At 62.2% G+C, this 22,219-nt stretch carries 20 protein-coding genes and 4 pseudogenes; 11 read left to right on the top strand and 13 right to left on the bottom strand.

Translation table 11 applies throughout. The features are described 5' to 3' along the window. Positions 1-67 precede the first annotated feature (67 nt). Positions 68-448, top strand: a complete 381-nt coding sequence (locus K3A84_RS18595; RefSeq protein WP_013832822.1) for a hypothetical protein — start codon at positions 68-70, stop codon at positions 446-448. Between the two features lie 103 nt (positions 449-551). Here K3A84_RS18595 and K3A84_RS18590 read toward each other — a convergent pair whose 3' ends face one another. The 6 genes from K3A84_RS18590 to K3A84_RS18565 all read right to left on the bottom strand — a co-directional run bounded on the left by K3A84_RS18590 (position 552) and on the right by K3A84_RS18565 (position 6,774). Next, a complete protein-coding gene (locus tag K3A84_RS18590; protein ID WP_225010979.1) occupies positions 552-1,592 on the bottom strand; it encodes a 2Fe-2S iron-sulfur cluster-binding protein in 1,041 nt (346 codons plus the stop codon). 130 nt (positions 1,593-1,722) lie between these two features. Next, positions 1,723-2,826, bottom strand: a complete 1,104-nt coding sequence (locus K3A84_RS18585) for an alkane 1-monooxygenase (protein WP_225010978.1) — start codon at positions 2,824-2,826, stop codon at positions 1,723-1,725. A gap of 106 nt (positions 2,827-2,932) precedes the next feature. Continuing rightward, positions 2,933-3,484, bottom strand: a complete 552-nt coding sequence (locus tag K3A84_RS18580; protein ID WP_225010977.1) for a 3-phenylpropionate/cinnamic acid dioxygenase subunit beta — start codon at positions 3,482-3,484, stop codon at positions 2,933-2,935. A gap of 16 nt (positions 3,485-3,500) precedes the next feature. After that, a complete protein-coding gene (locus K3A84_RS18575; RefSeq protein WP_225010976.1) occupies positions 3,501-4,868 on the bottom strand; it encodes an aromatic ring-hydroxylating oxygenase subunit alpha in 1,368 nt (455 codons plus the stop codon). Between the two features lie 39 nt (positions 4,869-4,907). Beyond that, positions 4,908-5,435 (bottom strand): aromatic-ring-hydroxylating dioxygenase subunit beta, encoded by a 528-nt coding sequence (locus K3A84_RS18570; protein WP_225010975.1) that lies wholly within the window; start codon positions 5,433-5,435, stop codon positions 4,908-4,910. After that, positions 5,428-6,774: an aromatic ring-hydroxylating oxygenase subunit alpha gene (locus K3A84_RS18565; protein ID WP_225010974.1), complete on the bottom strand. Its 1,347-nt coding sequence runs from the start codon at positions 6,772-6,774 to the stop codon at positions 5,428-5,430. Before K3A84_RS18565 ends, K3A84_RS18570 begins: the two co-directional genes overlap by 8 nt. 216 nt (positions 6,775-6,990) lie before the next feature. Between K3A84_RS18565 and K3A84_RS18560 the strand changes: the two genes are divergently transcribed. Next, positions 6,991-8,625 (top strand): sigma-54-dependent Fis family transcriptional regulator, encoded by a 1,635-nt coding sequence (locus K3A84_RS18560; protein WP_225010973.1) that lies wholly within the window; start codon positions 6,991-6,993, stop codon positions 8,623-8,625. A gap of 43 nt (positions 8,626-8,668) precedes the next feature. Further along, positions 8,669-9,970 (top strand): NAD(P)/FAD-dependent oxidoreductase, encoded by a 1,302-nt coding sequence (locus K3A84_RS18555; protein ID WP_318248333.1) that lies wholly within the window; start codon positions 8,669-8,671, stop codon positions 9,968-9,970. Positions 9,971-9,985: 15 nt separating this feature from the next. On the opposite strand, the gene K3A84_RS18550 is transcribed toward K3A84_RS18555, so the two are convergent. Beyond that, positions 9,986-10,765 (bottom strand): 1,6-dihydroxycyclohexa-2,4-diene-1-carboxylate dehydrogenase, encoded by a 780-nt coding sequence (locus K3A84_RS18550; RefSeq protein ID WP_225011107.1) that lies wholly within the window; start codon positions 10,763-10,765, stop codon positions 9,986-9,988. A 187-nt stretch (positions 10,766-10,952) separates the two neighbouring features. Here K3A84_RS18550 and K3A84_RS18545 point away from each other — a divergent pair, with 187 nt between their 5' ends. The 8 genes from K3A84_RS18545 (at position 10,953) to K3A84_RS18510 (ending at position 17,661) form a co-directional block, all read left to right on the top strand. After that, the gene (locus K3A84_RS18545) at positions 10,953-11,954 is read left to right on the top strand and encodes a dihydrodipicolinate synthase family protein (RefSeq protein ID WP_225010971.1); all 1,002 of its coding nucleotides are present in this window, start codon (positions 10,953-10,955) and stop codon (positions 11,952-11,954) included. Positions 11,955-11,964: 10 nt separating this feature from the next. Beyond that, the gene (locus K3A84_RS18540; protein ID WP_225010970.1) at positions 11,965-13,140 is read left to right on the top strand and encodes an aromatic ring-hydroxylating oxygenase subunit alpha; all 1,176 of its coding nucleotides are present in this window, start codon (positions 11,965-11,967) and stop codon (positions 13,138-13,140) included. Further along, the gene (locus K3A84_RS18535; RefSeq protein ID WP_225010969.1) at positions 13,137-13,634 is read left to right on the top strand and encodes an aromatic-ring-hydroxylating dioxygenase subunit beta; all 498 of its coding nucleotides are present in this window, start codon (positions 13,137-13,139) and stop codon (positions 13,632-13,634) included. Before K3A84_RS18540 ends, K3A84_RS18535 begins: the two co-directional genes overlap by 4 nt. A gap of 64 nt (positions 13,635-13,698) precedes the next feature. Further along, positions 13,699-14,709 carry an amidohydrolase family protein gene (locus K3A84_RS18530; RefSeq protein ID WP_225010968.1) on the top strand — a complete coding sequence of 337 codons (1,011 nt, stop codon included), beginning with the start codon at positions 13,699-13,701 and terminating at the stop codon, positions 14,707-14,709. Positions 14,710-14,784: 75 nt separating this feature from the next. Then, on the top strand, positions 14,785-15,180 hold the full coding sequence (locus K3A84_RS18525) for a RidA family protein (RefSeq protein WP_225010967.1): 396 nt from the start codon (positions 14,785-14,787) through the stop codon (positions 15,178-15,180). After that, a complete protein-coding gene (locus K3A84_RS18520; RefSeq protein WP_225010966.1) occupies positions 15,173-15,850 on the top strand; it encodes an RraA family protein in 678 nt (225 codons plus the stop codon). Before K3A84_RS18525 ends, K3A84_RS18520 begins: the two co-directional genes overlap by 8 nt. A 12-nt stretch (positions 15,851-15,862) precedes the next feature. Then, on the top strand, positions 15,863-16,519 hold the full coding sequence (locus K3A84_RS18515; protein ID WP_225010965.1) for an RraA family protein: 657 nt from the start codon (positions 15,863-15,865) through the stop codon (positions 16,517-16,519). A gap of 218 nt (positions 16,520-16,737) precedes the next feature. After that, positions 16,738-17,661, top strand: a complete 924-nt coding sequence (locus K3A84_RS18510; RefSeq protein ID WP_225010964.1) for a fatty acid desaturase — start codon at positions 16,738-16,740, stop codon at positions 17,659-17,661. A gap of 707 nt (positions 17,662-18,368) precedes the next feature. Here K3A84_RS18510 and K3A84_RS18505 read toward each other — a convergent pair. The 6 genes and pseudogenes from K3A84_RS18505 to K3A84_RS18480 all read right to left on the bottom strand — a co-directional run. After that, positions 18,369-19,277 (bottom strand): annotated as a pseudogene (locus tag K3A84_RS18505) (IS3 family transposase); the annotation flags it as partial. Beyond that, positions 19,278-20,225, bottom strand: a complete 948-nt coding sequence (locus K3A84_RS18500; RefSeq protein ID WP_225010963.1) for a transposase — start codon at positions 20,223-20,225, stop codon at positions 19,278-19,280. Then, positions 20,192-20,629 carry an IS110 family transposase gene (locus K3A84_RS18495; protein ID WP_225010962.1) on the bottom strand — a complete coding sequence of 146 codons (438 nt, stop codon included), beginning with the start codon at positions 20,627-20,629 and terminating at the stop codon, positions 20,192-20,194. The genes K3A84_RS18500 and K3A84_RS18495 overlap by 34 nt, the downstream gene beginning before the upstream one ends. 201 nt (positions 20,630-20,830) lie before the next feature. Next, positions 20,831-21,091 (bottom strand): annotated as a pseudogene (locus K3A84_RS18490) (transposase); the annotation flags it as partial. A gap of 59 nt (positions 21,092-21,150) precedes the next feature. Next, positions 21,151-22,080: pseudogene (locus tag K3A84_RS18485) on the bottom strand (IS110 family transposase); the annotation flags it as partial. A 27-nt stretch (positions 22,081-22,107) separates the two neighbouring features. Beyond that, positions 22,108-22,219: pseudogene (locus K3A84_RS18480) on the bottom strand (IS630 family transposase); the annotation flags it as partial.

The raw sequence follows: 22,219 nt of genomic DNA, 5'->3' as shown, positions 1-22,219 counted from the left end.
CCTCGCTCGGGGCCCATTGGTCACCGGGCTGGAATGCCTGAACATCACAAGAAAAGGATCGAGAGCAATGGCTGAAAGATTCGATTTCAAGGAATTGCTGGCTGTTCCCGGTGTGCTCGGGGCGGCGCGGTGGAAGCCGACCCATCCGGGCGGTTCGGTGGCGCCGCCGGAATTGGTCGAATTCGGCGGGCAAATCACCCGGGATCGGGCCGAACGCATGATGGGCCACGCCGAAGCAGGCGGGCTTGCGATCTATGGCATCGGGCAGCTCAGCTACCAGCGGGCACCGGTCGACAAGACGGTCGTCTACCCGATCGACGCCTATTATGCCCATGGCCAGTATACCTCGGTGATCGCGACCATCAACCGGGTTGCCGTGCTGCTGGACAACAAGGAAAAGGTTGACGTTCAGGACCTGGTGCGGAAAATGGTCCTGGTCGACAACTGAGCGCCCGGCGCGCCGGACCGGCCTGGGGCCGGTTCCGGCGTGTCGAACCGCCTGATCGGAAACCGGGCCGGAGCGACTCCAGGCCCGGACCAGACGTCCATGCTCAGGGCTTCGTGCTCTTGTCGAGAAAGCGATCTGCGGCGATCAGCTCAGGCAATAGGCTGTGCCGGACAAGCTGGGCTTCGGCGGCGTCGATCATGGCTGGAGGTCCGCACAGGTAGGCTTCGGTGCTGGCCAGGTCAGCCAGCCGTGCGATCGGCTCGGTAACCAGCCCCCGGGCCCCGGTCCAGCCGCTGCCCGCATCCTCTTCCGACAGCACCGGAACAAATTCGAAGGGCGCATTCCAGGCCCTGCGGAGCGCTTCGATCTCGTTCAGGCAATAGAGGTGTTGCCGGGTCCGGGCCCCGTAAAGCAGGGTAACCGGCCGGCTCGCCCCCAAGGATCGAGCCTGCTGCAAGATCGCCATGATCGGGGCAAGGCCGCTGCCGCCTGCCAGGCAGAGCATCGGCGCGGCGCTGTCCTTGAGGCGGAATTGACCGTAGGGGCCCGAGAGGTCGAGGGTCTGGCCGATGCGCTCCGCACCGAACAGCCAGTCGGTGAAAAGGCCGCCAGGAACGTGCCGGACATGGAATTCGAGGCGGGTTGCCTCCCCCGCTTCGGGAGCGAAAGCGAACGAGTAGCTGCGCGGTTCGGCGATGCCCGGTGCCGTAAGGTCGGCATATTGTCCGGGAATGAATCCCATCGGGCGATCGAGTTCGACCACCAGATTGATGATGTCCGGGCACAGCCGAGGCGTGGCAACGATGGTCGCGGTGTAATGTTCCACCGCCTGCTGGCGGGACAGGGGAGCATCGAGGGCGATGACCAGATCCGAGCGCGGCATCGCCTGGCAGGCCAGCCGATAGCCTTGTGAAAGTGCATCGCGTTCGAGAACCAGGGCGGACGGGCTCAGCTCCCCGATCTTGCCTTCGACCAGCTTGAACCGGCAAGTGCCGCACGAGCCGACCTTGCAATCGTGCGGCATGGCAAGGCCTTCAGACAGCATCGCCTCGAGCAGGGTCTTGCCGCGCGGAACTTCCAGGGTTGCCGCTTCTCCGGCAACGGTGACCTTGGTTGCTTGCTGTTTTTTGAAGAACGAGAACATTGATCAGGCTGCCTTGAAAGGACATGATGTCGTTGAAAGAAAGAAGCGGCATCCCCGCAAGGGGATGCCGCCAAGGTTACATGGGGCAATCGGAGAGAAAGGTCCCCATGCGGGTGGAACTGTCAATCGGTCAATCGGTGGTGGCCCAGGCTGGCCAGCCCGCCCGTGCGTTCGCCGCCATCGCCAGCTGGCGCTCGGTCGGCGAGGCGAAATGCATATCCCAGTCCTTCAGCCGCGGCTGCGCGATGAACCGATGCCAGACGGGCGGAACCAGACCGCACAGGAAGCACAGGAACAGCGAGGGCATCTGCGGCGCCTTCGGCTCGGGCTGAAGTTCGTAGAAGGGAATGTGGCCATCGAGATGGTGGTTGATGTGGTTGGTGATTTCCACGCCGATCGGACGCACGATCATGCCCAGATGGTTCCAGGCATGGTGTTTGGCGATGGGATCGCCTTCAACGCGCAGCAGGCCGTAGTGCTGGAAATAGTTGAACCCTTCGACGAACATCTTGGCGAAGAACATCGCGCCAACGGTAGCGAAGCCGGCGATCGGCCCCGCCGCCGCCGCGACCCCCAGGATGATCGCGCCGACCAGCACCAGCTGGAGCCACATGGCATTGCGCCAGCTCCACGGCGAATAACCGAGCCGCGTGAGGATTTCGCCCTGCTTTTCCCAGGTGTCCTTGTACGAACCCCAGGTGGCCTGGAACACGAAGCTGTAGATCGTCTGGCCGCGGAGCGGCGTGTCGCTGTCCTTTGCGGTGTCGAGATGGACATGATGGGTGACGATATGGGCGACATCGCGGTTGGGATCGCCATAGAAGGCGCTCAGCCCCTTGGCCACGGCCCGCGGAAACCAGTGGCGGCGATGCATCAGCTCGTGCGCCACCGGCAGGGTCGGGACAGCCGAAAGCCAGGCCAGGCTGGCGATCGAACCGATCAGTTGCCAGGCCGAACCATCGGTTCCCCAGATCGGGTTGGTGCCGCTCGCCACCGAATTGGCGAAGGCCAGATAGAGCGCCACGATCAGCGGCAATTGCAGGTAGATGGCGATATCGGCAAGCGGCGCGATCCCGCGCGAGCGCACCTTGTGATCGCTTGGCAGGACGATATCCAGCAGCATCAGCACCGCGAAGGTGGCGATGCCGAGCCAGACGAACGGGCCGCCGAGGATGAAGCCGGCAACGCCGGTAAGGGTCATCGCCGGGACCAGATAATAGCGTAGTGCGTCCATCGCTTCTCTCCGATTTGGGTATCTTCCCCCGATCCGGGGAGCGTCCCATTGTCTGTTGTTTGAACGGCGCGGCATCGGGGCCTGCCCGATGTCGCGCCGGGATGTCCTAAAGGTAGATGTTCAGGTTCTTGCTGAGCATGATGTTGTGCTTGAGGATGATCCGCCGCCTGACGAGCTGATAGGCCCCGCCGGTTTCGCGCCAGATGTCGATCCGGTTGCCGATCAGCGAATCCTCGTCGCGTTCGTTGCGATTGCGATAGGCGTAGAAGTTCGAGAACACCCGGAATTCATCCGCCTTGTCGGTGTTTTCCACTTCGACATTGGTGATGATATGGGTGTAGCGCGTGGCCGGATCTTCCGACCAGGCCGTGCCCGTCTCCAGGCGCGTCAGGCGCTTTTTGATCTCGTCGAGGCTGTCGTTGTAATAGGCCATCCGCGTCAGGTCGGTGACCTGATCGGTCGTGTCGCGGCGATAGCGGGTTTCGATTCCCGGCATGTGGTAATGCAGGTCGTCGGCGAGCATCGCCACCCAGCCGGCATAGTCTTCATCGTCGAGGCGGCGCGCTTCGCGATAGAGGGTCTGGGTCAGCGCGTGGCTCACTTCCAGCGAAGCGGCAGCGCCGGCGCGGGGGCGTTCGAGAGTGGTGGTCTGGTTCATGGTCTGATATCCTCTCTCAAAGCGCGAACAGGCCGGGAAGGTCGCGCGTTTCGGCGATTCCGGTCAGGCGCGGTTCGGGCCGTGGCGGCATCGCGCCGAGGTCGGTGGCCTCCATCATGTCCAGCCACCGCTGGTAGAAGCCGCGCTGGTTGGCGTCGTTGTACTGGCCGCGATAGACGATCCCGGGCAGGGTATCGTGATCAATCTGGCGCCCGATCCCGCAGCGGTAGTGCAGCCGTTCGTGACGGGTGACGACGCCGCGGTTGACCGTGGTGCAGTTTTCCCAGTTTTCGCCATCGTCCATCTCGAAGGTGCCGCCCGGGCCGAAGGTCTGCATCACGCCCTTGGTCACTTCGTCCTTGATGTCGTCGGGCATGGCCTTGTTGACGATCACCCAGGTCTTGAGCTCGAACTGCATCGGGCCCTTGGGCTGCCACTGCCGGAAGGTGGAAATCCCGGGCAGGAACGAGACGTTCGGGAAGATCGAGGCCGAGGCCACCGAGCCGAAGATCTGCGAGCGCATCGTGCCCAGCCGATCCGCCATCTTCGGGCGCATCTTCTCGTAATATTCCATCACCTTGGGGCGGCCCAGGAGGAACAGGTCGCCGACCCCCTCGGTGCCGAATTCCCAGCCATGCCCATTGACGCTGGCATGGTAGGAATTTTCCATGTCGATCGGCGGGAAGGGCTGGCCGTTGTTCATCGACCGGCAGCCCGAATCGTGGGTCCAGCCGGCGTGGTAGGCATCGCCGATGAAGTTTTCGACCCCGAACTTCCAGTTGGCGCTGATCACCGACTTGATGCAGCCGCCGATCAGTTCGGTGCCGCCTTCCTCGTTGTCGAGCAGCATGTCGAGATACCAGCGGAAATCGCCGAGCCAGGCATCGAGGCTGGGTCCATCCTCGGCGAAGGTGGCGAACACCAGTCCCTTGTAGCTGCCGACCCGGGCGACCTGCCGCAGGCCGTTCTTCTTGCGGTCGATATCGCCTTCGTCGTAGCAGTATTCCTCGTGCATGCCCTGCAGTTCACCGGCGGTGTTGAAGGCCCAGCCGTGATAGTTGCAGACGAACCGGCGGGTGTTGCCGGCATCGGCGAAACAGACCTTGTTGCCGCGATGCGGGCAGGAATTGAGGTAGACCTTGATCGAGCCGTCGGGCTGGCGGGTGACGATGACCGCGTCCTCGCCCATGTGCGTGGTCAGGAAATCGCCGGCCCTGGGCAGCTGGCTTTCATGGGCGACGAACAGCCACGAACGCGCGAAGATGCGGTACAGCTCTTCCTCGTAGATGTCGGCATCGCTGAAGATGCGGCGATCGAGCCAGCCTTCCTTCAGGTCCATGTAACGCGAAAATTCCGGTTCGCGGCCGAGTCGTTCCATACGCATGGTCATCGTCTCCCGATGTGTTGATCTGGTTGTGTTGATCTAGAAAAATACGTTCACGTTGCTGTCGGGCAGCACCGCATGGTCGAGCGCGATTTCGCGCGCGGCGAGAAACCAGCTTTCGCCGCCCTTGCGCCAGCGATCCGTGCGTCCGGCGGTGAGCAGGCGGGTCTGCCCGTCGATCCGGTTGCGATGGATCACGACGACCGAATGGACCAGCGCTTCGTCCGGCTTGTCGGCGGGCAGAACCTCGACGTTCGAGACCACCCGGCGCACGAAGTTCGGCGGATCCTCCGCCCAGACGAAGCCGGAGCGCAGGCGGTCGATCCGCAGTTTCAGCCGGGCGAAATTGTCGTTGAAGACATTCCCCGCGCCGACCGCGATCGGGGCCGACCGGTCGGCCCGGAAGCGCCGGCTCTTGAGCGCCATGTGGTAGGACACGTCCTCGCACAGCAGCTCCAGCCAATCCTCGAAGCGTTCTTCGTCGAGCAGCCGCGCCTCGTGGTAGAGGCGCTGGGTCAGGGCGGTTACCGCGTCGTGCAGCGCGGGTTCCTGGCGCAGGTCAAGCATCGACAGCCTCCCGCGAGGCCAACGGATTGAGATTGTAGGTGGGAACCTCGCTCCAGCTCGACGCCTGCATGTGTTCCTGCCAGCGGCGGTAGAAGTAGCGCTGGTTGTGTTCGCTGACGAGGCCCGCGGCAATGTCGCCGGGAAAGCCCTCGCGCGGACCGGAGCGGCCCAGCGCCATGTTGGTGTAGACATCCATCTGCGCGGTGCGCCAGCCGCGCGACTGCTCGGTGCAGGCGGCGAGGTTGTCGCCATCGTCGTTGTCGAACAGGCCCGCCAGCCCGAAGGTCAGGCACTGGTTGTCGAGGATCGTCGCCTTGACCTGTTCGGGCATGTCGTTTTCGACCATCGCCCAGGTCCATTGCTCGATCTGCCCCGGCCCCTTGGGGTGATAGACCCGGAACCAGTTGAGCCCGGGCAGGAACTGGAGGTTGGGAAAGATGGTGATGTTGATCTGCGAGCCCCACAGCTGTTCGCCGCGGGTCTTGCCGAGGCGCTCGATCGCGACCGGCCGGTTGGCCTCGAGATAATCGAGCATCGGCTTGGGCTCGGGATAGAAGGCATAGCCCGAAACGCCGTCGAGCGAAGTCAGCGCCATGTGGCCGTTGAGCCCGGCCACCGACAGGCCGCCTTCGAGGTTGGCGCTCGAATTGCCGACGCTGAGGCCGGACAGGTCCATCGACTGCACCGCCATCATCGCCCCGGCATGGGCCCAGCCCAGGTGATAGCCATCGCCGCAGACATTTTCGACCGGCAGCTTCCAGTTGGTGTTCAGGACCATCTTCTGGGTTTCGCCGACCAGCGAGGTGCCGCCGGGCAGGGCATCGAGCCAGACATCGAGATAGAATTTGGCATCGCCGAGGTAGTCCTCGAGCGACGGCGCGGCGGGATCGAAGCAGCCGAAGATCAGCCCCTTGTATTCGGCGACCTGCGCCACCGGGACCAGCCCGAACTTGCTGCGGTCGAGTTCGCCGAAATAGGCTTCGTTTTCGAGCGGGACACCCGCCAGCGCGCCATCGGGGGCGAACGACCAGCCGTGATAGTTGCAGGTGAAGGACCGGGCATTGCCGCGGTCGGCGCGGCAGATACGGTTGCCGCGATGGGTGCAGGTGTTGAGGAAGGCCTTTACCGAGCCGTCCTTCTGCCGGACGACGATGACGTCGTCTTCGCCCATGTAGGTGCGGAAGAAATCGTTGGGCTTCGGAATCTGGCTGGTGTGGGCCAGGAACAGCCAGCACCGGCCGAACACCCGTTCGAGTTCCTGACGATAGACTGCTTCGTCCGAATAGATCGCGCGCGATTGGCGGCCCGTGCTTGTGTCGATCAGACCTGCGACATCCATTCTGCCTTCTCCTCTCCTCCGTTGGACCTCCCTGCTGGTTGCGGGCGGTTCCACGTAGCCACGGTGAAAGCAAAGCTCATGCCAAGTTGAAAAAGAGCGCCTTGTCGCGCGATTGGTCGCGTCGCGACTTGGCTCGACTGGTTGCGGCGATTGCCATTTTCGTCAAATTTTCGGATGATCTTGGCACAAGAATGACATTTTGGTAAGAACGCAACAATGAAGCTCCTTCCCGGCTACGCCGACCTTACCAATCGTCTGCGCTTTTCGCCCGAGCACGGCCGCATCTGGCGCGACAGCGAACGGTGCGTGCTGATGAGCCAATCGGCTCTGACCACGCTGCGCAGCCAGCTGGTGGCGCAGATCGGCCAGGCCAGGGCCCGGCAGCTGTTCTGGGATATGGGCTTTGCCGAGGGTGCGCGCTGCGCGGTAGAGGCCAAGGAACTGCGGCCCGACCGGGACTTTCTCGAAGCCTTCGCCTTCGGACCGCAGGCCCACGCCCTGACCGGGTTCGGCTGGACCGAGATCGAGACGCTCGACAGCGATTCCGCCAGCGGCCACTTCCGCGGCAGTTTCCTGGTCCACGATTCGATCGAGGCGGCGGTCCACCTGGCGACCGACGGGGTCAGCGCCGATCCGGTCTGCTGGCTGCAGACCGGCTTTGCCAGCGGATTTGCCAGCACCTTCGCCGGCCAGCCGATCGTGATGCGCGAGATCGAGTGCCAGGGCATGGGCGATGCCGCCTGCCTGCTGCACGCCAGGCCCGAAGCCGAATGGCCCGAGCTTGACGATGTCGAGAATTCGGTGGGGCCGCTGGCGGCGCCATGCCGGCGGTCCGATCCGCAGGAAATCGTTCCGGGCGTGTCGGCCGGCTACCATGCCGTGCGCAACATGATCGAGCGCGCGGCGGGGACCGATGCCAGCCTGCTGTTTCTGGGCGAAACCGGCGTAGGCAAGGAAGTGTTCGCCAAATTGGCGCACCGCATGAGTCTCAGGAAGGATGCGCCCTTCGTCGCGCTCAATTGTGCGGCGATACCCGAGGGGCTGATCGAGGCGGAATTGTTCGGAGTGGCCAAGGGGGCCTACACGAGCGCGGTCGCGAGCCGACCGGGCCGGTTCGAACTGGCACATGGCGGGACGCTGTTTCTCGACGAAATCTCGATGCTTTCGCCCTTGGCCCAGAGCAAGGTCCTGCGCGCCATTCAGGAAGGGGAGTTCGAACGGGTCGGCGACACCAGGACAACCAAGGTCGATGTGCGGTTGCTTGCGGCATCCAATGTCGATCTTGAACAGGCGGTGGACGAAGGGAATTTTCGCGCCGACCTGTTCTTCCGCCTTGCGACCCTGCCGATCCGGGTTCCACCGCTGCGGCAGCGCCGCGAGGACATTCCCGGCCTGATGGAACATTTTCGGGCGAAATACGCCCAGCGCCACAATCGCACGGCGGCCGGCTTCACCGCTCGCTCGATCAATGCCCTGCTGATGCACGATTTCCCCGGCAATGTCAGAGAGCTGGAACGCATGGTCGAGCGCGCGGTATTGCTGGTGAACGAAGGTGAGGCGATCGATATCCGGCACCTGTTCCTCGGCTCGGATCGCGCGCGAATCAGGGCAGGACTGGCCCTGACCGACGACGGGCGGGTGGCAGGCGCCGAAACCGGTCCGGACCAGACCCAGTCGATCGGCCATTTGGTCGGACTGTTGCGGGAAAAAGGGGAAGGGCTGAAGACAGTCGAGAGCATGATGGTTCGCGCAGCGCTGGAAGCTGCGCGCGGCAATGTGGCGCAGGCGGCGCGGGATCTTGGCCTGACCCGCCGGCAACTTGCTTCGCGGCTGGAAAAAATGGGACTATAGGAGGCAGACCCCGATTCCTCCTCCTTGCAATGAATTGTATAATATGCAACGATTGGCGGTTCATGGCCAGGCCGTGAGCAGCCCGGATGAGGCAAACAGAATTATGGGAGAGAACCCGGTGCGATCGATTGCGATAGTTGGTGCGAATTTGGCCGGTGGACGGGCCGTCGAAGCCTTGCGGCAGTCCGGGTTCGACGGACGGATCACCCTGATCGGCGAGGAACCGTGGCGTCCCTACGAACGGCCGCCGCTGTCCAAGGAAGTGCTGTGGGATCCGGCCAATGTTCCGGACAACTTCTTCCTGCAGGACGAAGCCTGGTACGACGACAACCGGATCGACATGCGGCTGGGCACGCGCGCCGAAGCGCTCGACCTTGCCGGCGGCGGTGTGCGCCTGGCGGGCGGCGAACTGGTGCAGGCGGACCGGATCCTGCTCGCCACCGGCGGTCATGCCCGCAAGCTCAACCTTGCCGGGGCCGATTGCGCCAACGTCCACTACCTGCGCACCCGCGACGATGCGACCCGCATGGCGCTTGACCTGCGCGAAGGAGCCAGCATTGTCATCGTCGGCATGGGCGTGATCGGCGCCGAAGTCGCTGCCAGCGCGGTGAAGCTCGGCTGCAAGGTCACCGTGGTCGAGCCGATGCCGGTGCCGATGGAGCGCGCGCTCGGCCGGCGCTTCGGGCAATGGCTGGGCGATGAACATCGCAAGCGGGGCGTGACGGCCCACTTCAACTGCGGCGTGACCGGCTTCAGGTTTGCCGACAACCGCGTCAGCGCGGTCGAGGCGGACGATGGCACCGTGATCCCCTGCGATGCCGTCATCGTCGGGGTGGGGATCGTGCCGGCCACTTCGCTGGCCCGCGATGCCGGGATCGAGGTCAACAACGGGATCATCGTCGACCGCCGCTGCCAGACCAGCAATCCGGCGGTGTTCGCGGCCGGCGACGTGGCCGAGCAGGACGGGTTCTTCGGCGGGCGGTTCCGTCAGGAAACCTACCAGAACGCGGCGGACCAGGCGCAGGCGGCTGCCCTGGCGATGCTGGGGCAGGAGGTCTCCTACTGCAAGCCGATGTGGTACTGGAGCGACCAGTTCGATCTCAACATCCAGTTCTGCGGGCAGATCCCGGTCGAAGCCGAGGTGGCGATCCGCGGCGAGATGGACAGCAACGCCTTCGTCGCCTTCTTCCTGGCCGGCGAGACGATCGAAGGTGTGCTGACCGTCAACCGCGCCCCTGACATGGGGGTCGGCAAGCGGCTGGTCGAACGCCGGGCCCGCGCCAGCGCGGCCAGCCTGGCCGACGCCGGTGTGTCCTTGCGGGATCTGCTCAAGCAGGCTGGCTGATTTCCGGCGCCGGGGTCAGCCGATGCCGCCTCCGGCCACGAAAAGCGTCTGGCCCGTGACATAGGACGCATCGTCGGAGGCAAAAAAGCAGATCGCCGCGGCCAGCTCTTCGGGTTCGCCAAACCGGGCCATCGGCGTATCGCGCAAGGTCTGCTCCATCACCTGGCCGAACCCCAGGCGATCGGCTTCGGTCGGCGGAGCCGGATTGCGCGGGGTGACCCTGGTCACGTTCACCCCGCCCGGCGCGACGCAGTTGATCCGGATGCCGCTGGCTTCGAGCTCAAGCGAAAGGGCTGCGGTCAACGCGGCGACCCCGCCCTTTGAGGCGGCATAGGGGACCCGGTTGACGCCGCGTGTCGCAACCGACCCGATATTGACGATCGCGCCGCGCCCTGCCGCCCGCATGTGGGGCAGCACCGCGTGGCAGCACCACAGCGTCGGCCACAGCGAACGGTTGATTTCCGCGGTAATTTCATGCGGGGCGTAGTCCCAGTAGGGCTTGGCCCAGATCGTGCCGCCGACGTTGTGAACGGCGACGTCGATTCGCCCGAAGCGGTCAATGACCGTCTGATACAGTTCGACCGCGCCTGCGCAGTGCTCCAGGTCCACCGCGACTGCCATGGCCTCACGGCCCTCGGCCTTGAGCAGACCCACGGCAGCTTCGGCCGCTTCGCTCGCCCGGTCAGCAATGACGACCACCGCGCCTTCCTCGGCCAGGCGTTTTGCAGTCGCGAGACCGATTCCCTGCGCCCCGCCTGTCACCACGGCTACCTTGTCATGAAATCGCTTGAGCATAGTCACGTCCAGTCGCTCCCCCAAGATTGTGTCCCGGGCGAAACCGGACTGGGTCGATTTTTCGCCAAGTCCGGCCGCCAGCGGCGAGATTCCGATAATAGGACTTGAAGTGGCATAAGGAAAAGCATTACACAATGGGGAACGGCCCGCTTTTGGTGGGGGCATTTTTATTGGGAGAGCAGAAGCCGTGGCCAAGACTCTGTTGAGCACCGCCGATGTCAAGGGCGCCTGGGCAATCATTCCGACCCCGTCCAAGGATAACGCTTCGGATTGGCGGGCCACCAAGACGGTCGATCTCGACGAAACCGCCCGCGTGGTCAACGGCTTGATCGACGCCGGGATCAACGGCATCCTGAGCATGGGAACGCTGGGCGAAGCGGCAACCATGACCCATGACGAAAAGCTCGATTTCATGAAGGCGCTGGTCGATGCGGCGGCGGGCCGGGTGCCGGTCTTCGTCGGCACGACCTGCGTCAACACCCGCGATACGGTGGCACTGACACGCGAAGCGCTTGCGCTCGGCGCCGACGGGACGATGCTTGGCGTGCCGATGTGGTGCGCACCGAGCCTCGACGTTGCTGTCCAGTTCTACAAGGACGTTGCCGAGGCCGTGCCGGACATCAACATCGCGATCTATGCGAACCCGGAAGCCTTCAAGTTCGATTTCCCGCGCTCGTTCTGGGCGCAAGTCGCGGAAATCCCGCAGGTGGTGACGGCCAAGTACATCGGCGTCGGCAACCTGCTGCCGGATCTGGCCGCGATCCGTGGCCGGATCAAGCTACTGCCGATCGACTTCGACTATTACGGCGCGGCGCGGATGGATGATTCGATCGATGCGTTCTGGTCGAGCGGGGCGGTCTGCCATCCCCTGGTGACCACGACCCTGCGCGATCTGGTCATCAAGGCCCGCGCCAGCGGCGACTGGAGCGCGGCCAAGGCGTTCATGGGCCGCCTCGGCCCGACGGCGGCTCCGCTGTTCCCGAACGGCAGCTTCAAGGAATTCTCGACCTACAACATTCCGTTGGAAAAGGCGCGGATGGATGCCGGCGGCTGGATGAAGGCGGGGCCGGTGCGCCCGCCCTATCATCTCTGCCCCGAGCCCTATCTGGCTGGCGCGCGCCAATCCGGTCAGATGTGGGCCGAACTGGGCAAGGCGCTCGAAGCCGAAGCCTTGGGGGCTGCCGCCTAGGAGGATTGCAATGACCGAGACTGGTTTGACCTGGCCCAAGAACGTCAACGAGATTCCCAAGGCGGCGTTCACGCGCAAGGACATCTATGCGGAAGAGATGAAGCGCATCTTTTTCGGACAGGAATGGCACCCCGTCGCGCATGAAAGCGAGTTGCCCAATCCGGGCGATTTCAAGACCTTCCGCCTGGCCGGCGTGCCGCTGCTGATCGCCCGCGACATGGAAGGCATGGTGCGGGTGTTCTACAACGCCTGTTCGCACCGCGGCAACCAGCTTGAAACCGCGGTAATGGGGAACAAGACCGAATTCGAATGCCCCTATCACCGCTGGCTGTTCGATGCGAAGGGCGATCTGGTCGGTTGCCCCAACCATCGCGATTTCCTGCCCGGCTTCGACAAATCGGACTATCCCCTGGCGCAGCCGCGGTTCGACAGCTTCTACGGCCTGTTCTTCGTGACGCTTTCGGCGGAAACCGAGTCGTTGCCCGAATTCCTCGGCGATTCGCAGAACACCTTGCGCGAACTGCTCGGCGGGGACGGCAGGCTCAAGCTGCTGGGCTATCAGAAGGTGCGATACGACAGCAACTGGAAGTCCTATACCGATAACGACGGCTATCATGCGCCATTGCTCCACCAGGCCTTCAAGCTGCTCAACTGGCAAGGCGGCAAGGGGCGCCAGTTCACCGCGACGAAACACGGACACATCTGTTTCGAATCGGCGCTGTCGGTGGTCAGTGGGCCGACGGTGCTCAAGGACGATTCGTTGATCGCCTTCAAGGGGCAGGATCCGGCGGTCGGATCGCGCATCGTTTCGCTCTTCCCGACCTTCGTTTCGACCAAGCATCTCGACGTGATCAACCTGCGCTTCGCGACCCCGGTCGACGAAGAGACGGTGGAAGTTCACTATGCCTATTTCGCGCACCAGGACGACGACGAGGACATGGTCCGCCACCGTCTGCGGCAAAGCTCCAACCTGCTGGGGCCATGCGGTCTGATCAGCATGGAGGACGCGTCGATCTTCCATCGCATCCATATCGGCAACCACACGCCCGGCAATGCGATTTTCCAGAAGGGGGTGCACGACCAATCGAAGCTGGAGTCGGAGTTCCTCCAGAACGACGAGAGCGGCAATCTTCCCCGCTGGGAATATTACCGATCGGTGATGGGTTTCGAAAGGGCCGAGGCATGATGCAGACCGACACCGCGCTCGAAGCCGCGCTCGATGCCCTCTTGCTGGCCGATGCCAGCGCGCTCGACGGCAAGGACATGCAGGGCTGGCTGGCCAACTATTCCGAAGAAGACGAGGCTTCCTACATCTGCCGTTCGGCCGAAAATTCGGAAAACGGTCTCGCCCTGGGGTTCATGTTCGACGATTGCCGATCCCGGCTCGAGGATCGCGTCACCTTCGTCAACGATATCTGGGTCGGGACGTTTCAGGACTATCGCACCCGCCACTTTGTCCAGCGCGTCAAGTACTGGCGCGTCGATGCCGCGACCATTTCGGTGCGATCGAATTTCTCGGTGTTCATGACGCCCACCGACAGCGGCATCACCCAGGTTCTGGCTGCGGGTCAATATCTGGATACCGTCCGTTTGGACAAGGCCGGCGGGTTGAAGTTGCTGTCCAGACGGGCCGAACTCGATACGTCCGTGCTTCCCCGGTACCTGGTCTATCCAATTTGACATTGGCTTTGAGCATCTCTGGCATTGACGGGCCGGGCCAGAATTTCTGAAAGATCACAAATAAATGATAATCGACGCCCATGCTCACCTTGTCGCGCCCGCAGCGCTTTATTCGCACAGGAGCAACCTCGTGGTTTCGGGGGGGCAATATGGCGCCAGCTATCGTGCGCAGGTGCCCGATCGTCTGCTGGAAGAGAGCGCGGACCAGAATGTCAGGATTATGGATGCAGTGGGGACCGACCTGCAGTTACTTTCCCCGCGACCTTTTCTGACCTTGAATGGTAGCGCCAGGTGGAATGATATCGTCGACTGGACATGTGACACAAACGACATGATTGCCCGGACGATTCGGATGCATCCGAACCGCTTCCGGGGAGTGGGAGCCTTGCCACAGCAAGTAGGGCGGCCAGTCACTTCGTTGTTCGATGAAATCGAGCGGGTGGTGGACGAGCTTGGTTTCGTGGGCGTCTTGCTGAACCCTGACCCGAGTGAGGGGATGAACGGATCGCCTCCGCTCGGCGATCCCTATTGGTACCCGTTGTACGAGAAATTGTGTGAGTTGGATCTTCCCGCTCATATTCATTCGGGACAATGCTGCAACGGGCGCGAGACCTATGATGAGCATTTCATTGCAGAAGAGGGACTTGCGATTTCCTCGATCTACCGGGCCGACGTGTTCAACCGGTTTCCCGATCTCAAGTTGATGATTAGCCATGGCGGCGGTCCCATTCCCTATCAGATCGGACGATGGCGCTCGCATCGGGAAATGGCTAGGGCTCAAGGACGCATCGCTGCCGATGCGCCTCAATTCGATGAAATTCTGCGAAAATTCTGGTTTGACACGGTCCTTCATAACCCGGATTCGCTCGCGCTTCTGTTCAAAACCGTCGGACACGACCGATGCTGTTTCGGGACGGAAAGGCCCGGATCGGGAGACGGCATAGATCCTGTTTCAGGGCGTCACTACGATGATCTCAAACCCGTGATCGAGGCGCTTCCTTCACTTGACGAGGCTGCGCTAAACGGCGTTTTCGCAGGCAATGCTCGTCGATTGTTTTCCCGACTCGACGTTTGAATACCTGTTTGCAGACGATGCTGACTCTTCGCGACCTCGGGAAATTCGACAGGTCGCTTTCAAGGATTGGGAATTGTGAGACGACGCAGCATCGAAGTTGACAGCCTTCATCATTCCGGCAGTCCGATACCGGCTGCCAGCCGGGTGGACCGACTTGTCGTTACAGGTGGGGTCTACGGCATGGATCCGGCAACCGGTGAAGTGGCGGTGGAGGCTGCCGATCAAGTCCGACTGACGTTCTGGCAACTGGGCCGGATTTTGGCAGCCGCAGGTGCGTGTTTCGACGATGTCGCCAAATTGACCTTCTATGTGAAGACGAAAGAACTTCGGCCGACAATCAACGAATTGTGGCTCACGCACTTTCCCGACCCTTCCTCGCGGCCGGCCCGGCATATGCTGGTTTATGAAGACTTCCCGGGCAACATCCTGATCCAGTGCGAAGCTATGGCGATTGTGCCGGACGATGCCTGAAGACAACCCCCTTTCGTCTTGTTCGGTTGCTGCCCAGCGGATCGCCGCCTTTGACACTTGCACCATTTCAGACGCGCTCGACAAACTCGGTTTCCGTGGCGGCGTCGCGGGAATCGTCCGGTTGACCACAAACAGACAACGAATTGCCGGCAGGGTTGTCACCGTGAAACTCGGACCCGCGATGGAAGGACTGCCCAAACGGCACTTGGGTGCCTCTGCCATAATGGCGGCAAAACCGGGCGAGATAGTGGTGGTCGAGAATCGCGGCAGGACCGATGCCTCGGGCTGGGGTGGCTTGCTGAGCCGGGGAGCTGTTCTGAAAGGCATTGCGGGGGTGATCGTCGACGGAGCCTGTCGCGATCTGGATGAAAGCAGTGAGCTTGGTTTCCCAGTCTTCGGCCGCGCAGTTGTTCCCCTTACAGCGCGCGGACGGGTCGCGGAGCATGACTGGGGCTGCCCCGTCACAATCGGTAGCATTGTGGTCAACCCCGGCGATTGGGTTGTCGCGGATGGAAGCGGAGTCGTGTTCGTCGAGCAGCAGCACCTGGACAAAGTGCTGGCGGAGGCGGAGCGCATTCAGGGCCGCGAAACAGCCATGATCGCCGCGCTTGAGCAAGGCGCTCCAATCGATCAGGTGATGGGCGCGAACTACGAAGATATGTTGAAATAGGCGGGGCAAGCTATGATCGAGGAAGCACTTGTTGCGCGACTGAATGCAGTGGGGGTAACCGCTTTGTCCGATGCGCTGGATCGCCTGGCGATCAGCGGCCAGGCGATTGGCATCCTGCCGGTAGCACGGGGGATGAAGTTTGCGGGACCAGCCTTCACGGTTCAGATGCTTCCAGTCGGACTGACGCGGGGAATAGTCGGAGACTATATCGACGACGTACCCGAAGGCGCAGTGGTTGCAATCAACAACGGCGGTAAGCTTGATCAGACCGTCTGGGGCGATATCTTGACCCGTGTCGCGCACAGGAAGGGCGTCGCGGCCACGGTGATCGATGGGGTCTGTCGTGACAGTGATTGCTGTGTTTCGCTGGATTACCCGGTATTTTCCCGCAGCGTCACAATGCGGACGGCCAAGGACAGATCCACAGCGCACGCCTATGATGTGCCCATTCAACTTGCCGACGTTCGAATCGAGCCCGGCGATTGGCTGGTGGGCGATTCCGATGGTGTCGTCGCAATTCCAGCCGGCCGGGTCGAGGAAGTCGTCGCGATCGCCGAAGAAGTGGAAGCAGCCGAACAGGCAATCCTTGCCGCCGTTGATGCGGGAATGCGCCTGGACGAAGCCCGGCGCGTCGGTGGGTATCACGCGCTTCAGTCTCGTGCGGTTTGATGCGGTCCGAACGGGGGCCATTCGAGATCGAATGGCGAGAGTTGCTCCGGTCGCGAGAAATGGCTCAATAGGATAATATTTGCACATTATGCAATGATGCGATAAGGTGCCACGAGGCAGAAGCCGTTCTGCTGCGTCTAGGCCGTTTGCACGAAGCCAGAGGGTGGCTGCGAAGATTACACCCGTGGCATGAACAAATCTGTAGAGGGGTATTGCCGGTGGCTACGAGCGCTTTCCCGACGACCAAAGAAGAGTATTTCGAACAGCTAAGGCAGCCGCCGCTGCTGGCGTGGCCAACGGCGCTCCTGTTTGTGGTGTCGATGCTGGGGATCGGGACCGTATGGTATCTGGCGCTGACCGGGCAAATCGCGCTTTGGCAAGGCGCAATCGCCAACGGCCTGCTCACCTATTTGCTGTTCAGCGTTATCCACGATGCATCGCATTGCTCGTTGTCGCGGATCGGCTGGCTGAACGAATCGATCGGGGCGATCGGTCTTTTCTTTCTCTTTCCCTATGCGCCGATGGTCCTGTTGCGGTGGGTTCACAACAAGCATCACAGCTTCGCCAACGGCCCGATGGATCCTGATCGGTTCGAGCACGAAGCGCCGTGGTGGCAGGTGCCCTTCCGCTGGACGTTCTTCGATGGCGCCTACATCCATTATTTCATCAAGCATGGGCAATCGGTGCGCAAGCGGCACGGCACGCAGCTGATCGTCTTCTACTCCTTCCTGGCGGCGCTGTTCGCCGGAGCGATCTATTTCGGCTACGGGCTGGAGCTGTTGATGCTGTGGTTCGTCCCGTCGCGCATCTCGCTGTTCATGATCGCGGTGGTGTTCGTGATTCTGCCGCACTATCCGGCCGTGGTCGCCCAGGACGAAGATCCCTACATGGCGACGACGATGCGGTTCGGGTTCGAATGGCTGCTGACCCCGGTACTGGTCTATCAGAACTACCACCTGATCCATCACCTCTATCCGGAGATCCCCTTCTACCGGATGCACAAGGCCTATTATCTGCGCTACAACGAGATCAACGCGCAGGATATTCCGCGGCAGACCGCCTTCGGGCTGGCACCTGAAAATATCGAATCGCACCGGGCTTTCCGGCAGATGAAGGACTCGATGGCGGTTCCTGCCGAGTAGGGAAGATACCAGGTGGCCGCGTTGTTCTGAAGCGCGGGCCATCGCCTTTGTCGGTCGCATGGCGCCGTCGGCCGCAAGTCCCCAATCACGTCGTAGATAAATCACGGGGGCGTGCCCAGCGCGTCACCGTGACAATGGCCGGGGAACTCTCTGACCCCTGGAGGTCCGCAGGACGGTGTCGGATCAATGTCAAACAAGGCAGGTGATCGAACGACAATTCTGGGTGGCATGACATCCCGAGCCGCAAGGATCCGCTGGAGTTCGGCGCATCCGCTGGAAGACGTGACCAGAACGTCGAGGACTCTCGGGAAATCCGGAATCCATTGTGACGTGATGGTGTGGACTGCCCCCGCGGTGCAAGAGGTTTTTGGCATTGATGAGCACCGGTCGGGTGCATCCATGTGTCCGACCTGTTCGCGCAGCACCGCATGGCTGCTGGCCCTGATGAAGTCCGCGGATCGTTTCCCTGATCACGTCAACGCGCTTGGTTAGCGCCTGCTCCCCTTGGGTTTCCACGATCCCCGGTCTGACCGGTTGTCATCACCACTCATTCACCCCGCACCATCTCGTGGTCGCGGCCTTTTGCTCCCTAGAGCTTAGGCCGCTACCGATCGATATACCTCTCCTCGGCTCATGATAACCTAGGCGATCCGGGCAGTCTTGTTGGCCAGAGCCACGCTGGCGATCTTTGAATAGCCCCTAGTTTTCTAGACGCCTTCTGCTTTCACAATCTGCTGCCGTTCGAACTCGGCGGGCGACAGCATCCCGTTCCTGACCTGCTTGCGCACCGGGTTGTAGAACATCTCGACGTAATCGAACACGTCCTGCCGGGCTTCCTCGCGGGTTTTGTAGGTGCGGCGCCGGATGCGCTCACTCTTGCGCGAGCAGAAGAAGCTCTCGGCGACGGCATTGTCATGGCAGTTGCCGCGTCGGCTCATCGAGTGCTCAAGATTGTGAGCCCGGATGAAAGCCGCCCAGTCCATGCTGGTGAACTGCGAGCCCTGGTCCGAGTGGATCAGCACCCGCTGCTTCGGCTTGCGCCGCCATACCGCCATGTGCAGCGCCTGCAGCACCACATCGGTGGTCTGCCGGCTCTGCATCGACCAGCCCACCACACGGCGGGAATAGAGGTCGATCACGACCGCCAGATAGGCAAAACCTTCCAGGGTGCGAATGTAAGTGATGTCGGTCACCCAGGCGCGATCCGGCGCAGCAACATCGAACTGCCGATCCAGCGTGTTGTCGACCACCAGGGACGGCTTGCCACCGTAGCTGCCGGGCCTGCGCTTGTAGCCGACCTGCGCCCTGATGCCCGCCAGTCTGGTCAACCGGGCAACGCGGTTGGGGCAGCAGGTCTCACCGTGATCCAGAAGGTCATCGTGCAGCTTGCGGTAGCCATAGACCTTGCCGCTGTCGTTCCAGGCTCTGCGGATCAGATCGGTCTGCCGGGCATCTTCCCGAGCCCGCTGGCTCAGCGGGCTCTTCTGCCAGGCATAGAAGCCGCTGGGCTGCACGGCGAGGCGGCGGCACATCGCCCGCACGCCAAAACGATCGCGATGCTCGGCAATGAACGCGTATCTCACTTTGCATCTCGAGCGAAACACGCGGTGGCTTTCCTAAGAAACAACTGTCTCGGGGCCTTCCGGCAATTCCTGCAAGGCGAAGCCAAAGGCCTTGGCCCTGCGCTGAAGGTTGGAGATGCGCTCTTCGTACTGAGTTGCGCCAGGGTCTTGGTAGGTCATCCCGTATCGCAGGCTGTTATAGAACAGCACGGCAAGTTTGCGCGCCGTGGCGGTCACGGCCTTGGCCTTGCCGGCCCTGGCGGACAGTCGGCGGTAGAAGGCGCCAAGGGCCGTATCGGTCCGGCCGATCGTTGTCGCCGCCAGGCGCAACAGCGCTGCCGCCCGGCTCGAAGATCGCCGTGTTTTCGATGACAGCAGCTTGCCACCCGATATCTTGTTGCCCGGCGCCAGGCACAGCCATGATGTGAAGTGCTTCGAGCTTGGCCACGCAGCAAGGTCCGTGCCGCATTCACCGACCAGCTTGAGGGCCAGCGACAGGCCAATGCCGTGGAGCTGGGTCAGGTCTACGCCCAGCACGCGATACAACGCCGAGCGAACTTCAAAGTCCGGCGCATTCACTTGTCTCGTCTTGTTCCGAGCCTTTGGCAGGCTTGCCGTATCGTGTCCGTTGCCGCCTTCGAGGTCTCGGAGCGCGTTCTCCAGCTTCCGATCGCACTCGACGATCTTGGCCTGATAAAAGTCGAACAGCGCAAGCGATTGGCACAAAGCGAAAACGTGCTCGTCGCGCCAGTTGCCGGTCAGTGCCGAACAGATTGTCTCCACGCTCAAATGGCAGCGAACATCGCGCATCTCGGCCAGCGTGATCGGGTTCCGCTCGCCGGCCGCAATGGCCCGGATGATCCGCATGCCGGTAGCGCCGATGATGTCGGAGACAACGTGTTGCAGTTGCACATTCATCTCCATCAGCGCCCTTTGCATATGCTGGATATGCGAGGCCGAATATTCGATCAGACGTTCCCGTTGCCGCATATAGGCGCGCAACGTGGCAACCCCGGCCGTGGGCGGAAACTTCCGCGCAAAAGGCCATAGCTGTGCAAGCGCTGCAGCCATGCCGCGTCATTCACATCAGTTTTGCGACCGGGCACGTTCTTGGCATACCGCGCATTGACCAGGATGACGTGGAAGCCGTGCTCATCCAGAACCTCGAAGGCTGGGATCCAATAGACGCCGGTGGATTCCATCGCGACGCTTGTGACGCCGCATGCCTTGAACCATCTGCCCATGTCGTGAAGGTCGCCGGTGAATGTGCCAAACTCCCGAACGGGACGATCATCGGCATCGGGGCTGACCGCCGCCATATGCATGGTCGAACCAATATCGATGGCGGCCGCGCCGGGAGAAACCATCGTCAGGCCATCCGATTGACCAGATTTTGATCTGTTCATTCCACTCCTCCTTCGAAGACAGGAGGGCATGGGCGATGCAAACCGTCATTTTCCTAACCGGGGTCGCCGCGGTACGGCGCCACCACTCTCAAGTGCGCAACAGCCCACGGGCCACGTTTTTTAACGGGGTATCATGCCACCAATAAGCGAACGGCCGCAGCCCCCCGTTCGCTACCATATCACGGCCCGTTTCTACCGCGCACAGGCGGGCAAAAACCCGCGACCGTTTTTTTGAATGTCGCGCTCCTCGGTCACCCGGGCCAGCTCGCGCTTCAGCTGGCGGATCTCGGCATCCTTGTCGGCATCGCCGGATACAACCTTCGCCAGCTGCCGCTTCCACGCATACAGCGAGTGCGCGCTGCCCCCGAGCCGCTGCGAGACCTCCGCGACCGGATACCCGCGTTCGGTGATCTGGGCCACCGCATCGCGCTTGAACTCATCACTGAAATTGGGCTTCCCCATCGTCGCCTCCTGTCCTCAAAATTAGGATCCAAGGCGTCCAGAAATCTAGGGGCTATTCACTTTGCCGGTTTGGTCGCCAGCAGTCTGGCCAGCCACGGCTGCTTCGCTCGGTCCTTGCGGGTCATTCGCATCACGACCGTGGCCCCAACGACAAGCAGGCGTCGAAGGTAGCCATCACCCTGTTTGGTGATGCCGTCAAGCCGTTCCTTGCCGCCCGAACTGTGCGGTCGCGGTGTCAGGCCCAACCAGGCCGCGAACTGGCGGCCTGATCGGAAGATCGAGGCATCTGGTACTGTTGCCGCAATGACCGACGCTGTAATCGGTCCGATGCCGGGAACCGTCGCCAAGCGCTGGCTGACCTCGTCGTGGCGATACCAGTCGAGGATCTGCTTCTCGAGATGTCCGATCTCGCGAACAAGCGCATGGAACTGAGCCACGATGCTACGCAGAGCCGACTGCGCATGAACCGGCACGGCATCTTGCGCTTCCTGCACCAGCGCCAGCAGCGAGTTGACGCCGGCAGGGCCTTGGGCCTTCACGATCCCGTATTCGCCAAGGTGCGCACGCAATGCGTTGATCAGCATGGTCCGCTGCCGGACCAGAAGGTCCCGGGTCTTGTGCAGCATGAGTTCAGCTTGCTGCTCTTCCGACTTCACCGCCACGAACCGCATGGTTGGTCTGGTCACTGCTTCGCAGATCGCCTCGGCATCGGCGGCATCAGTCTTGCCGCGCTTCGCGCATGGCTTCACGTAGGCTGGCGGCATCAGCCGCACCCGGTGACCACGAGCGCCGATCTCTCGGCCCCAATAGTGGGCCGAGGCACAGGCCTCCATCCCGACAAGACACGGCGGCAGCTTGGCGAAGAACTTCAGGACCTCTGTTCGGCGAAGCTGCCGGCGTACGACGGGCTGTACTTGCGCATCGATGGCGTGGATCCGGAACACGTTCTTGGCCAGATCGAGGCCGATAACAACGATCTCCTGGGACATGGACGACTCCTCTAGAGCGTTTTTCGATCATTCCGGGTCATATCCGCATGAGGTGAAGTAGTTGGCGCATTCGCCGGGCTGGAAGATATCGACGAGCCTGCCGATCAGGTCCCACAGCCCATTGACGGTTCGCTCACCG

Source organism: Novosphingobium percolationis (assembly GCF_020179425.1).
Lineage (GTDB): Bacteria > Pseudomonadota > Alphaproteobacteria > Sphingomonadales > Sphingomonadaceae > Novosphingobium > Novosphingobium percolationis.
This window is presented reverse-complemented; position numbering and strand designations above follow the sequence as displayed.